14 protein-coding genes are annotated in these 12,368 nt (G+C 57.5%); 8 read left to right on the forward strand and 6 right to left on the reverse strand.

Translation table 11 applies throughout. From position 1 onward, the window contains the following. Positions 1-111: 111 nt before the first annotated feature. Both AM571_RS27090 and AM571_RS38075 read right to left on the reverse strand, forming a co-directional pair. Positions 112-330, reverse strand: a complete 219-nt coding sequence (locus AM571_RS27090; RefSeq protein WP_074064113.1) for a DUF3072 domain-containing protein — start codon at positions 328-330, stop codon at positions 112-114. A 347-nt stretch (positions 331-677) separates the two neighbouring features. Further along, positions 678-806, reverse strand: coding sequence for a hypothetical protein (locus AM571_RS38075; protein WP_257788709.1), 129 nt, complete (start codon positions 804-806; stop codon positions 678-680). Positions 807-1,483: 677 nt separating this feature from the next. On the opposite strand from AM571_RS38075, the gene AM571_RS27095 reads away from it, so the two are divergent. Both AM571_RS27095 and xth read left to right on the forward strand, forming a co-directional pair. Beyond that, positions 1,484-1,669 (forward strand): hypothetical protein, encoded by a 186-nt coding sequence (locus AM571_RS27095; protein WP_074064114.1) that lies wholly within the window; start codon positions 1,484-1,486, stop codon positions 1,667-1,669. After that, positions 1,666-2,439, forward strand: coding sequence for an exodeoxyribonuclease III (gene xth, locus AM571_RS27100; protein ID WP_074065600.1), 774 nt, complete (start codon positions 1,666-1,668; stop codon positions 2,437-2,439). Before AM571_RS27095 ends, xth begins: the two co-directional genes overlap by 4 nt. A 198-nt stretch (positions 2,440-2,637) precedes the next feature. Here xth and AM571_RS27105 read toward each other — a convergent pair whose 3' ends face one another. After that, the gene (locus AM571_RS27105; RefSeq protein WP_074064115.1) at positions 2,638-4,260 is read right to left on the reverse strand and encodes a putative bifunctional diguanylate cyclase/phosphodiesterase; all 1,623 of its coding nucleotides are present in this window, start codon (positions 4,258-4,260) and stop codon (positions 2,638-2,640) included. A gap of 708 nt (positions 4,261-4,968) precedes the next feature. Here AM571_RS27105 and AM571_RS27110 point away from each other — a divergent pair. After that, positions 4,969-5,736: an alpha/beta fold hydrolase gene (locus AM571_RS27110; RefSeq protein ID WP_074064116.1), complete on the forward strand. Its 768-nt coding sequence runs from the start codon at positions 4,969-4,971 to the stop codon at positions 5,734-5,736. A 394-nt stretch (positions 5,737-6,130) separates the two neighbouring features. Further along, on the forward strand, positions 6,131-6,379 hold the full coding sequence (locus tag AM571_RS38550) for a helix-turn-helix domain-containing protein (RefSeq protein ID WP_074064117.1): 249 nt from the start codon (positions 6,131-6,133) through the stop codon (positions 6,377-6,379). Here the strand turns inward: AM571_RS38550 and AM571_RS27120 are convergent. Next, entirely contained in the window at positions 6,329-7,201 is an 873-nt protein-coding gene (locus tag AM571_RS27120; RefSeq protein ID WP_081377218.1) for an SDR family NAD(P)-dependent oxidoreductase, read from the reverse strand. The two genes, AM571_RS38550 and AM571_RS27120, sit on opposite strands and share 51 nt — an antisense overlap. 105 nt (positions 7,202-7,306) lie before the next feature. Here AM571_RS27120 and AM571_RS27125 point away from each other — a divergent pair, with 105 nt between their 5' ends. From AM571_RS27125 to AM571_RS36640, 3 genes are all read left to right on the forward strand, one after another. After that, positions 7,307-8,215, forward strand: a complete 909-nt coding sequence (locus tag AM571_RS27125) for a LysR family transcriptional regulator (RefSeq protein WP_074064118.1) — start codon at positions 7,307-7,309, stop codon at positions 8,213-8,215. A gap of 697 nt (positions 8,216-8,912) precedes the next feature. Then, positions 8,913-9,173 carry a hypothetical protein gene (locus tag AM571_RS27135; protein WP_074064120.1) on the forward strand — a complete coding sequence of 87 codons (261 nt, stop codon included), beginning with the start codon at positions 8,913-8,915 and terminating at the stop codon, positions 9,171-9,173. A gap of 71 nt (positions 9,174-9,244) precedes the next feature. Next, positions 9,245-9,409 (forward strand): hypothetical protein, encoded by a 165-nt coding sequence (locus AM571_RS36640; protein WP_155774544.1) that lies wholly within the window; start codon positions 9,245-9,247, stop codon positions 9,407-9,409. A 430-nt stretch (positions 9,410-9,839) separates the two neighbouring features. Here the strand turns inward: AM571_RS36640 and AM571_RS27140 are convergent, their stop codons facing one another. Both AM571_RS27140 and AM571_RS27145 read right to left on the reverse strand, forming a co-directional pair. Beyond that, positions 9,840-10,472 carry a glutathione S-transferase family protein gene (locus tag AM571_RS27140; protein ID WP_081377219.1) on the reverse strand — a complete coding sequence of 211 codons (633 nt, stop codon included), beginning with the start codon at positions 10,470-10,472 and terminating at the stop codon, positions 9,840-9,842. Between the two features lie 340 nt (positions 10,473-10,812). Next, positions 10,813-11,400, reverse strand: coding sequence for a TetR/AcrR family transcriptional regulator (locus AM571_RS27145; RefSeq protein WP_074064121.1), 588 nt, complete (start codon positions 11,398-11,400; stop codon positions 10,813-10,815). Positions 11,401-11,567: 167 nt separating this feature from the next. On the opposite strand from AM571_RS27145, the gene AM571_RS27150 reads away from it, so the two are divergent. Next, entirely contained in the window at positions 11,568-11,966 is a 399-nt protein-coding gene (locus tag AM571_RS27150) for a RidA family protein (RefSeq protein WP_074064122.1), read from the forward strand. The last annotated feature ends 402 nt before the right edge of the window (positions 11,967-12,368 follow it).

Here is a 12,368-nt window from a genome sequence, read left to right on the forward strand (position 1 = left end):
GTTGTGATATGCCAACGGGAGACACGGGCATCGAATGCAAGCAATGCCGCAATAGGCTACCGAGCACCGAGGCCGAAAGATCAAGGGCACAAAATGCGGTGCCTGAAAGTCTCATCGGTCTGCGAGGCCAAGTTGCGAACGGAGCGCGTCGATCCGTTTCGAGGCTTCCGCTTTTGTCAATTTCACGGAGAATATCTCCGGGGTGTTTGCCTGCTCGGACAACGTCTTCAGATAGGATTGCTGGGCTGCTGTCATAGGCTCATCGCCACTGATCCAATCTTCAGGATCCTTTTCGAGGTTCGAGTTGGTCGTATTTGCCGTCTTAGTCATCGCTTGAGCTCCTCGGATGCGTTGATGAAACGACCCAAGGTTCCGTAGGTTCCGAGTTAGGAGATCGGCACGCGGCAACCTCGCGCAGGTGAGCGCGCAGGGAGTTGACAGGCAGGAGCATCTCAAAAAGCTGCCCCGCGACCGGCAATTGAACACTCCGGCTCGCTCAATTTTTGTTTGAATCCGAGGATTGAAGGCTGGCGACACAGATTTGGAGCGCGGCCCACGATCCCGATCCCGTCATCGCGCAGCTTGTTACGGCCGATACCGCCGCGACAGGCAAGGAACCCGGCAAACGTCACGGCGGTATCACCGAGCCCTGCCTCTGAAGATTGACCGCGGCGCTTTCAAAGCCCCATGGCTTTTGCAACGATCCAAATCGGAACTCCTGCCGTCACAGCTGACACCAGCACGACCGAGACGACCTTGATAGCGTAAGCCCGACGCTCGCGGGCGTCATCCCACTCATATCCCATCGATAACTCCCCAGCCTGCTGTCAAATAGAACCACCGGGTTCAGGGATGAGTCGAGTCACGATTCCTCAACGTCGTTAACACTGTGAGCACGTGCACGGCCGGGGCCAAGATGTGCGATCCGCTTAGGGTGGAAACGGCGGAGCAGTCCGTGGCCCGAGGAGTTCATGCGGAGCTTCATTAGCCGCCCGCAGGTGGGGTTGAAAACGAGACAGGCCGCATCCGGCGATGCGACCCGTCCAAGCCGCGACGACTTAATACAACTGCCGCGATAGTTTTTCCTACCACGAAGGCCGGCCAAAACGAATTACCTCTTTTGGGTAACGCTCCCACCCATTCTTGCAGCTTCACACGATTCCCCTTTGCTCTCTATTCGCCCGACCGAGGGCCTGACATGGGACGCATCACCTTCGCGGACACAACGATTTCGCGAACGGTGCAAGAAGAGTCCTGTGATGCTTGGCAATTCGCCCGAAGTGCGACCGCAAACTATGCTCGGCCCCATCCATTCGACCGAGCGCAATATTTCTGGAAGCATGCCAATCACCTACTCAATTTTCAGAGCCTTGGGCGTTCAATCTTGCACTTTTCAGGCGGAAGAAACGCGTTAGATTCAATGCATCCTCATTATCGCGACATACGTTGTTAGTGGGACGGCAGCCTGGGAGGATGAAATGACATGATCAAGTGCAAGCTGATCGATGCCAACGCCGGGAAACGCTACTTGCGGCGCAACGAGAAGGGACGTTTTGAGGGGAACGTTGCCGTCGGCGGCTTGGTTTCTGCCGATTGCCATGAAGAGGCGAAGGACAAGGCCCGCGCATGTGACCAACCAACCGCCGCACCAGGCTTTGATTGGCCGTGAAAATCGCCACCTTCAACGTCAACGGTATAAATGGCCGACTCGATGTTATCCTGCGTTGGCTGAAGGAAACCGCGCCGGATGTTGTATGCCTGCAGGAGCTGAAAGCGCCTGATGAGAAATTCCCACAACGTGCGCTTGAGAAGGCGGGATACGGTGCCATCTGGCATGGCCAGAAGAGCTGGAACGGTGTCGCCATCCTGGCGAAAGGAAAAGAGCCTGTAAAAACCAGGAGTGGATTGCCAGGTGATCCTGACGACACGCATAGCCGGTATATCGAGGCAGTCATCAACGGCATGGTGATCGGATGCATCTATCTTCCCAACGGCAACCCGGCGCCAGGCCCGAAATTCGACTATAAACTTCGCTGGTTCGAGCGCCTTACAAGCTACGCTGCCGAGCTTCTGGAACTGGACGTTCCAAGCGCACTGATTGGTGATTTCAACGTCATGCCGAGCGATATCGACGTCTACGCCCCTGAGAGATGGCGAGAGGACGCTTTGTTCCGGCCTGAGGTGAGGGCGGCCTACGCTGATCTTGTTTCGCAGGGCTGGACCGATGCGATCCGGCATCTTTATCCGGATCAACGCATCTACACATTCTGGAAGTATTTCCGCAACGCCTTCGCTCGGGATGCTGGCCTTCGCATCGATCACTTTCTACTAAGCGCATCGTTGGCCGACGATCTGGTGGCTGCCGGCGTCGACAAGTCTATCCGATCGCTACCGCACGCAAGCGATCACGCGCCAGTTTGGATCGAGATCCGTGACTGACAAAACTGCGATCGTAACGGCCGCTGGTCGAGCGAGGTCCATGAATTCTGACCAATGTTGTAATTCGGGGCCCTCGTCACGAGAGGTTCGTACCGGGGTTGGTGCGGGTGGCGCGGATATACCGCAATTTTCGGTGTTCTCGCGGCATTCCCTCACGAATCGAAGGTATGCGCAACGCCTGTGTTATCTTGGAAGATCTTAAAGCATCTCGAACGACGATTGACGCAGAAAATCGCCAATCGCTTCGGCGGACATCGGGGCGCCCAAAAAGTTTCCTTGCAGTCGGTCGCATTTTTTTTTGATAAGCCAATCCGCTTGACCGGTTGTCTCGACGCCTTCTGCCGTAACTCGCATCCCCAATCCATGCGCAAGCCCGATGATGAAACGCACGATCGTCTGGCTCTTCGGGTTCGTTTCAACATCGTTGATGAAGTGCTTGTCGATCTTGATCGTGTCGAACGGGAAGTTCTGTAGGTAGTTCAGAGAGGAATAGCGAGTGCCAAAGTCGTCGAGCGCGATGCGGGTACCTAAGACCTCAAGGGTGTGGAGCGTGTCGAGGTTGTTGGTCGTGCGCTCCAGCAAGACGGTTTCGGTTATTTCGAGCTCCAGCCTATCGGCCGGAAGTCCGACCTCGTCGAGGATCCGAGTTATTCGATCTGTGAAACCGGCGCGCAGGAATTCTGCCGGAGAAAGATTGACCGAAACAATAAAATGCGAGGGCCAGGTCGCCGCCTCACGGCAAGCCTGTTCGAGCACCCACGCTCCAATATCGCCCATCAGGCCGTCGGCTTCGGCCATGGGTATGAAAAGACTGGGCGGAACAACGCCGGCATAAGGATGACGCCAGCGCAGGAGGGCCTCGAATCCTATGATTCCATCCACAATCTCGACGAGCGGCTGATACTCTATGAAGAATTGTTGTTCCTGGAGGGCTACACGTAAGCTGCGCCTCAGCATCTCACGCTGTTCCAGCATAATCATCATCGAGCGGTTGAACGTTCTCGCGCGGCCGCGTCCGTCATTCTTCGCCGCGTAGAGCGCAATGTCGGCGGCCTTCATCAATTGTTCGCCGTCGTTGCCGTCAATCGGGGCAATGGCAATTCCTACGCTTGCGCCCACAAAAACACTGATTCCGTCGATGCTAAACGGATCCTTGAACGCCCGGACCAAGGATTCGGCCAGACGCTCTGCTTCAGCGGGCTGGTCGTCACAGGATTGGATAACGGCGAATTCATCGCCCGCGAGCCTGTAGGCGGTCTCACCGTCGCGAAGCACGGCTTGGATTCGTTCCGCCGTCATCTTGAGCACGACATCGCCGGCGCCATGGCCAAGGGTGTCGTTGACCGGCTTGAAGTCATCGAGATCGATCTGCATCAATGCAAGTTTGTGCCCTGCAAGCGCAGGGAGATTCGCCTGAAGGTCGCTGCTGAACTGGCGACGGTTGGCCAGTCCCGTCAATGCATCGTGCGTAGCCTGATGAAGAAGCAAAGCTCGGTCTGCATCTCCATTCAGCGCCTTCGAACGAGCCATCGGGTTTCGCGTCTCGATGATGCCCAGTCCCCGTTCCGTGCTGAAAAGGAGAAGATTTCGCCCGTCCTGGGACCCGCCAGGTTCGATCGCAATGTTGCACGGGATTCCGCCGGCAAGCACGGCCTCGACACGCGATCTACGGTCGGGGTCCAGCAGTTCTGGATATACCTGCCAAAGAGTCGCATCTGCGGCGGCTACGATCCTGTAGGCCTGTGCAACTTTTGCAGAGCATCTTACCAGTCTCAGGCTATTCCCGTAATAAGAAACAAAATCATCAGCTTGACCGTTCATAGACGCAGCTCGTTCCCACCTCAGGCTGTCGAGACATTGCTAACACGCTGAAGCTAATTTTTTCAACCAAGTTTCGCTTTGGTTAGCAAGATAACAACTAGAGAGAGCCAAACGAAAGGAAAGTGTTCCGAATCGGCCGTTATTCAAAAGTGCGGCATGGAACAGCTTCTTCTTAGCAATCAAGGGCCGTCAGGAGACGCAAGCCAGGGTTCATACGGCAATCAGACTTAGAAGCGCCTTGTACCTTTATCGTGCCCACCAGTGAGCTTTCGGCAACTGTCGCCATAACTTCTGCACTTCCAGACCGGGGCGCGGCTTAAGCGCCCGACCTTCGGCCGCGCCGACTTCCTTGACGGTGCGTCCGTCGCGGCACAGGAGCGAGACCAAAACCGGTTAGTGAAGGTCGGCAGGACCGAGATCGGCAATACAGGTACCGATAGAGCTTGTTGAAGGCGCGTCCCGCCGAAAAGCTAAAAAAGCATTCAGCTATTGGCGTTCAGGGCATTTTTCCTCCTGAACATTTTCGCACGATCTATTCGCAAGCCATTGACTATCACACCCGGCCGATATATTTAGATCGTGTCCCATAAAATTGTGCACAATAGATCTAGCCGAGTTCTAATGCGAGGTCTCTCGCTTAAAAGCCGAGCATCGCTTCGAAACGATAGAGCCATCCCGACAAACAATCTACGATAGAAAGGAAATGACATGCCCAGGTTTGCAGCCGCTGTCGCCGTTATTGGTGCTCTTTTCGCAGGTGCCGTTGCCGCACAGCCGGCCAAGCCCACCGTCGTCCTCGTGCATGGCGCATTTGCCGACTCTTCCAGCTGGAACGGCGTCATTCAAATTCTTGAAAAGGACGGCTATCCTGTCGTCGCCGCGGCCAACCCACTGCGCGGTGTTTCCAGTGATGCCGCATATGTCTCAAACGTCGTCCGCAGTATCGAGGGTCCCGTCGTTCTCGTCGGCCACTCCTATGGCGGGCAAGTGATCTCGAACGCGGCAAGGGGCCAAGACAACGTCAAGTCGCTCGTCTATGTCGCAGCTTTCGCACCGGAAGCTGGAGAAGCGGCAGCCGACCTGGCTGGCAAATTTCCCGGTGGCACCCTTGGTCAAGCGATCGCGGCCCCCGTCAAGTTGCCTGATGGCGGCGTAGACCTTTACATCGACAAGGCAAAGTTCCACCAGCAGTTTGCTCACGACGTACCGTCGGAACAGGCCGCTCTTATGGCGGCGGGACAGCGCCCCATCGCCGAGGCGGCACTGACCGAGAAATCCGGCGAGCCCGCCTGGAAAGACTTGCCTTCATGGTTCATCTATGGCGACGGTGACAAGAATATCCCGGCAAGGGCGCTTGGATTCATGGCGGAGCGGGCAGGCTCCAAGCACACAGTCGTGGTCGCGGGTGCTTCCCATGTCGTGATGATCTCGAAGCCGCAATTCGTCGCCGGGTTGATCGAGGAAGCCGCGCAATAGACGGCTTCTGCGATTTCGCAATTGAAAGAGGCTGTGCGTCATCGCACCGGCCTCCTTCGTGCCGATGCGAGTGGGCTGCTGCCACAATCGGCTGAAGTCAAATTTTGAAGGATCTGTTGCGCGACAACCAGCCGCTGAAGGGCCAGAGACGAGAGCCACAGCCACCACGGCAAGCACTACGGGTCCTGTCACTTTCCTCGACCCCAGGAGATAAAATTGCAGTGCGACTGCTCCGGCGAAGGCCGGGGGGATTGTGAAGGCACCGCGACCATGCACAGCTGGCGCGGGTTGACGCCAGACGGAATCCTTCAACCTCGCGGGATACGCCGGTATTCCGGCCGGGGAAGGAACGCGAGAGCGGCCTTGAGCCGCTTGCCGCTGACATGCCTGCCGGTTGCGATATTCCACGGTTGCGCACCTTGGACCGCAGCACTTTCCGCTACACGCACGTCCGACCGCCGAACAAGACGTCCTGTTACGGCAATTCGCGGGTGTTGTTCGGCTGGCCGATAATCTGCCGCTGGAACAGCGCAGGCACTGGTGGCGGCATATGAAGTGGGGTTGCCGCGGTACGCTTTTTCAGCTCAGAAGGTTAAGAAAGATCGCCGCCATCGATCCCGATGACGTGCCCGCTTATGTATGAACTGGCACCGCTGGCGAGGAAAACGACCAGGGAAGCAACCTCCTCCGGCGTGCCGGCGCGCCGCATAGGGTAGGGGCCAACAAGTTGTTCGGTCGTCACTTTCCAGTCGCGCCGCACCCGCTCGAGCATCGGCGTCTCGATTGCGCCGGGCGCAATGGCGTTGATGCGTACGTGCCGTCCGTACTCCTGTGCGGCGGCGCGAGTCATGTGGATGACGGCAGCCTTTGAAGCTCCGTAGGCAACGATGTCTGGAAAGGCGTGGCGACCGCCGATCGAGGCCATGTTGATCATCGCTCCTTCGGAGCGGACGAGGTGCGGCAGCTCGTATTTCATTGCGACGAAGACACCGCGCAGGTTCGTCGCAATCTGATCATCGAAACCGAGAATATCGGTGTCGGCGATTGGCGCTGGTGGCCGGTCGATACCAGCATTGTTGAAGGCAATGTCGAGGCGGCCGTAGCGCTCGACTGTTTCAGCCACGAAACGCTCGACCTGATGGGCGTCGCGCACGTCCGATTTGACATAGACGACCTCGCCGCCCGTGGCGCGAATCCGTGCCTCCACTTCGCGTCCGAGCGCCTCTCGCCGGCCGTTGAAGGCAACCTTGGCTCCGGCCCGAGCGAGGACGGCGGCTGTCACCGCGCCGATGCCGGATGTTCCCCCGGTAATGATTGCGACCTTTCCCTGAAGGACACCAGGAGGCTGCGCTGCTGCCGGTTTAGCGGCGAACCCCGCGCCAACCGTTGCGCCAGCAACTAGCATGCCGGCGAGAATATCCCGGCGTGGCACAGCCATTGTGTCGGATATCATTGCGTCGGTCATGTCCTCTCTCCTCTACCGTTGACGGGCAAAGCCTAACCGAGGAAATAGCGAGGAAAAACCCCGATCTACTTTCAGCATTTTAAAGCATGGGTTAATAATCAGCGCATGAGCCTGCGATCGGATCCATTTAACGGCCTCTCTGCTTTCCTTGCCGCGGCGGCGGCGGGCAGTTTCACCGCAGCGGCTGCGCGACTCGGTGTATCCCCGGCTGCCGTAAGCCAGGCAGTGAAATCCCTCGAAGAAAAGCTTGAGACGACCTTGTTCATCCGCACGACACGGCGCGTCGGGCTGACGGAGGCCGGCGCGACTTTGCTAGCCCGCACCGCTCCTGCAGCCGCCGAAATCATCGCAGCTGTCGAGGACGTCGCCTCAGTGCGCGAACCATCGGGATTGTTGCGCCTCACAGTGCCGCGCATGGCGGTGGCGTTGGTTATAGAGCCTGTCGTTCCGGCGATGAGGCGCGCATATCCAAGGGTCGCAGTCGAGGTGGCGGTCGAGGATGCAACAGTCGATCTGTCCGCACGCGGTTTCGATGCCGGCATCCGCATCGGCGAGTATGTCGAGAGAGATATGGTCGCGGTGCGTCTTTCACGGGACATTACCTGGGCGGTGGTGGCGAGCCCCGAATACCTCGCCGCTCGCGGCCGACCGGAGGCACCACTGGATCTTGCCGGCCATGAGGCAATTCGGTATCGCTTTCCGAATTCGGGCGCGCTCTACAGGTGGGAATTCGAACGCGACGGCCGGAACTTCTCCGTCGAGCCGCCGGGTAGCCTGGTCGTCAACGACGGTGCGCTGCTCGTCTCCTGGGCACGGGCCGGCCTTGGCCTGGCCTATGTCGCCGATATCGCCGTAGAAGCCGAACTGCGCGCCGGCCGGGTTGTTCGTGTGCTTGAGCGGTACCTGCCGACGACGCCTGGTCTTTTCCTCTACTTTCCGCGGCGCGCTCAAACCCAGCCGAAGCTGCGCGCCTTCATTGATCTGGCAAGACAGATTTTGCGGATGGGGCGCTGAACGCGTCAATCCAGTGACGTCGTACTGGTGTCGACCTTTAACCACGCTCGACGGTGAGATAAGACTGCCAGTATTGCATGCCCTGTCGAGCGTGTTACCCGACCACGAGTGCAGGCCGAGGACTATTTTGGAGTAGCGGTACTGCAATCTCGGCAGGAAGGTCGTACTCTTTCGGCGGCGGCGAAACACGCTGCCTTGTCTCCTGGCTGAAAAGGCGGATGCGCCGGCGCAGGATTGCAAGGGACTGGGAGAAGATCGAACGGCTTTTCGCAGGTGGCTGACATCTCCTTTCGCGACCGATATTTGACGGGCGCGCGTCAGGCGGCCCTTCGCCACCTGTTTTTTCAATATGACGAGTGCGGGCGGGTGCTCGGCCATCTGCGGATGCTCTTGGTGCTGACTGTTCGGCGGTCGCCGGGGCATCGAGGGGGCGCCTCCGTTCAGGGCCGGCTCATTACCCTGGAACTTTTCGTTCCCATGCGCGTTGATCTTCGCACGCCATTTCAGCCTCCTCCAGTCGCTGAAGCGGACGTGCCCCTAGTGCTAAGGGATCATCCCTTGGGCACTAAAAATGATGGCTTGGGCTCGCCTTCGACCCCTCTCTAGACGAGCCCTTGTCGCAATAATTTCGTGAGGTAATTGCCCCCGCTTTGGCGGGGTTTCTGTTGGCTTCTTAGGGAGTGTTGAGGAACCAACCATGACCAGAGACCATTTCTCTGCCCGTGAAACGCCTTTGCAGAACGGCGATATTGAAATTTGCCAGAGAGTCTTCGATCACATCTCTACTACCCATCACATAACGAGCGATGATGAGCGCGACCAACTCGCAAGCCAGATCATCTATTTCTATCAGCATGGTGTTACCAACGAACAAAGCCTGGTGCGGCTAATTGCCAGGGCCGACAGCGATGAAGACATCGACGTGCGCGCCACTCAGCTTGCTGAAAAAAGCGATTAAGGTGATAATTTCGAACAAGCTCGCAATATTACGCCCGACGCGACCAAGTCGGCAGTTGGTCGATTGTCGACATGGAGACGCGCAAGGTCGCCGTCATTGCTGAAACTCTGCCCTCAATCGCCTTCATGAAGCCGGCATTGGAGATTGTTGATACCCTGACGGACAGGCATCTGGCTTCTGAAAAATTCGGCGGCACTGCGCTGAAGGTGCGCCACCGTACTGATCCTTTTAACTAGTTTACCCTCGTGTTAACTTTGTCATCTTTTCGAAGGGGGCACAAAGGCCGTGATTCCGAGTGCCGCGGGAATTGGGATGAGCGCCCGCCGCACGCGGTGCGACAGGGCTCGCCATTTTTGAACCTTTTGGACGAGCCCTCGTCGTATCCGGTTAAAACAGAGGTGATCTGTTTTGCGCGTCCTCCTGCCTACGCCGCCGAAATCGGAAGAGGCTCTCCGATCGATCTAGTACAGATGCTCGATCAGCGCGTGCGGACTTGCGGCCGAAATCGAAACGCTCCTCTCGCTGGCTGCATTCACGCCGCCCAAGCGAGATGTTCTGCGCGCTCGGTCCGAGCCAGGCATGCGAACGCAGGAAGACGATCTCGCCGGGATCACCTAGTCGCTGTGACGATTACGCCTAGATTGGTACATGCAGGCATCGCCACGATCAGGCAGCAGGTTGGAGCTTTGCGATGGCTTCAGCAATCCGCTGCGGCGCCTTGGGTCGCGCGTACATCCGCTCAAGATAAGCCTTGAGATTTGGACAGCCGTCAACCAGCCCATTTTCATTGCCCCAGTCCACAACATAGGCGGTGACGCAATCAGCGATGGTTATTTTGTCACCGACGATGAACTCACGCCCGTCCATGTGACGCTCAAGTATTGCTGCCATCGCCATAAACTCTTCTCTTGCGAGAGCTATATCCTCTGGCAGTCGTTTGTCTTCGGGATATAGGAAGGTGTGCTTGGCGATCCGCCACAGCGGTTGTTCAAGTTCGGTGATTGCAAACATAGACCATCGATAGGCCCGCGCCCGCTCCCTTAGGTCGGCGGGCATAAGGCCTTCGGCACCATATTTCTCTGCTAAGTACATGACGATCGCGGCGGATTCTGTAAGTACAAGGTCACCGTCAACCAGCACTGGGAGTTTTCCGGCGGGATTGAGGCGCAGGAAGTCCGGGCGACGATTTTCGCCAGCCAGGAGATTGACGGGCACAAACTCGAATTCCACATCAAGCTCTTGAAGGGCCCAAAGTGCGCGAAGCGAGCGCGTCGGACCTAGTCCGTATAGTTTCATCATGTTGATTTCCTCCAGTTTCAAACAGGCGGCGTCACGGCGTTGAAAAGTGTATGGGATGGGAAGCAAAATGCTTCGGCGGGCCCGCGACAATCAGCATCTCCATTCTCCATTCTCGATTGGTCGTCGCATTCAAAGGACGTTGGAGGAGACACCGATCCGACAGAGGTCGCAAAAAATCAGCCGTGCTGCGTCACGAGATCGAACCGGTGACGAAGGAGCGTTGCGTTGCCACTCCACAGTGCGCTTCCCGACGTTGCTGTCGCATTGAGCATGGCCATACAGAGCATGCGGGCGGGCAGGCACACGGTCGCGACATCCCGTGAGCGTCGAGGAGATCACGTCAGCCTGCAAGCAGACCTGTGGCGAGATAACGGAATGCCTGAGCCGCTTTCGGAAAGACATCTTTCGGATCTTCGCTGGCCGCAATCCACAGGGCTGCATTGAGCGCGGCACCATTCAGCAGCCGTGCGGCCGCCTCTGCGTCCACTGGCTTCAAAACGCCTTGCGCGATCAGTCGCTTTACTGTCTGCTTTGTTGCCTGCAAGCAGCTGCTCTGGCTGGGCCATTGCGATGGATCTCCGAGGACCGCTGGCCCGTCGAGCAGAACGATCCGCTGTACTTCGGGATCGAGCGCCATTTCGATATAGGCCGTACCCTCAATGAGTAATCCTTCCCAGGCGTTTCCCGCTCGGCCGCCGATCTCCTGTGCCCGGAAGGCCATTTCAGCATCTATCTGGTTGACCACTGCAGCCAGAAGTCCACGCTTGTCTCCGAAGTTGTGATAAAGCGCTCCCCGGGTGAGGCCGACCTCTGCGGTAAGCTCGTCCATTGAGGCGGCAGCATAACCTTTTTCGGCAAATGCCTTTCGCGCGGCCGCAACCAGCTTTGCGCGGGTCTCCTCCATCATCTCGACGCGTCGTTTTGCCATAAATTCTCCTGCTTTCACATACGTGACGTATACTCATTGACATACGATGCGTATGTTTGGTATTTAACATACATGGCGTATATCAATGATGGAAGACCCTGGGAAGTTCCCCAAGCAGTTTTGCTCATTGTGTGCCCCACTCACCAGGATGAAAGAGAGATCAACAAATGACGCAACGCGAAGCAATTTTTCCTGCCAATAGGCATGCACTTTACCAAGCACACGGCTATTCGGCCGCGATCCGTTCCGGCGACCTCCTTTTCGTCTCCGGCCAGGTCGGCAGTCAATCCGACGGGACCCCCGAACCTGATTTCGAGCGTCAGGTCGAACTGGCCTTCGACAACCTGAAGGCAACACTGAAAGCGGCAAGCTGCACCTTCGACGACATTATCGATGTGACCACGTTCCACACAGATCCCGAAAACCAGTTCGCGACCATCATGGGCGTCAAGAACAAGATCTTCAGCAATCCGCCTTATCCCAACTGGACCGCAATCGGTGTGAACTGGCTCGCCGGTTTTGATTTCGAGATCAAGGTCATTGCCCGAATTCCTGAAGCGGCATAAGCTTCTTGCGAGAGAGCGGATCGTCACGCTTGCAGGGGCCTGCGGGGCAGGTGAGTGCCTTCGCTCGCGGCGTGTTAATGGCGTAAGCCGAGTAGATGCTGCCCCTGTCGCAAGCCATTGCACATGCCAGAGCAGCCCTCATGTCCACAAGGGGCTCGCGCTACTGTCATGCGCGCGAGAACATGCACTAACCTGATTGGGCGCCCATTGAATTCTTCTTCTGACGACCCATATGGAGGCTACCACCCAAATGTGATGGCATCCTGCAGCGATCTTGTCGCGCGTTCGACGCTATCCGGGTCGGCGAAGGGCGCTCCCCGGAAGGGTCGAGCGCCCTTCGGATTTCAGAGCTTCAGGCATCTGGGCACCGATCAGCCCTGAAGTTCCCACGCATACCGTGCG

The sequence above is a fragment of the Rhizobium etli 8C-3 genome (assembly GCF_001908375.1).
Classification (GTDB): Bacteria; Pseudomonadota; Alphaproteobacteria; order Rhizobiales; family Rhizobiaceae; genus Rhizobium; species Rhizobium etli_B.

Bases quoted from the DNA above. Each gene is read 5' to 3' on its own strand.
- AM571_RS27090 (WP_074064113.1), bottom strand. From the start codon at position 330: ATGACTAAGACGGCAAATACGACCAACTCGAACCTCGAAAAGGATCCT.
- AM571_RS38075 (WP_257788709.1), bottom strand. From the start codon at position 806: ATGGGATATGAGTGGGATGACGCCCGCGAGCGTCGGGCTTACGCTATC.
- AM571_RS27095 (WP_074064114.1), top strand. From the start codon at position 1,484: ATGATCAAGTGCAAGCTGATCGATGCCAACGCCGGGAAACGCTACTTG.
- AM571_RS27105 (WP_074064115.1), bottom strand. From the start codon at position 4,260: ATGAACGGTCAAGCTGATGATTTTGTTTCTTATTACGGGAATAGCCTG.
- AM571_RS27110 (WP_074064116.1), top strand. From the start codon at position 4,969: ATGCCCAGGTTTGCAGCCGCTGTCGCCGTTATTGGTGCTCTTTTCGCA.
- AM571_RS27120 (WP_081377218.1), bottom strand. From the start codon at position 7,201: ATGACCGACGCAATGATATCCGACACAATGGCTGTGCCACGCCGGGAT.
- AM571_RS27125 (WP_074064118.1), top strand. From the start codon at position 7,307: ATGAGCCTGCGATCGGATCCATTTAACGGCCTCTCTGCTTTCCTTGCC.
- AM571_RS27135 (WP_074064120.1), top strand. From the start codon at position 8,913: ATGACCAGAGACCATTTCTCTGCCCGTGAAACGCCTTTGCAGAACGGC.
- AM571_RS36640 (WP_155774544.1), top strand. From the start codon at position 9,245: ATGGAGACGCGCAAGGTCGCCGTCATTGCTGAAACTCTGCCCTCAATC.
- AM571_RS27140 (WP_081377219.1), bottom strand. From the start codon at position 10,472: ATGATGAAACTATACGGACTAGGTCCGACGCGCTCGCTTCGCGCACTT.
- AM571_RS27145 (WP_074064121.1), bottom strand. From the start codon at position 11,400: ATGGCAAAACGACGCGTCGAGATGATGGAGGAGACCCGCGCAAAGCTG.
- AM571_RS27150 (WP_074064122.1), top strand. From the start codon at position 11,568: ATGACGCAACGCGAAGCAATTTTTCCTGCCAATAGGCATGCACTTTAC.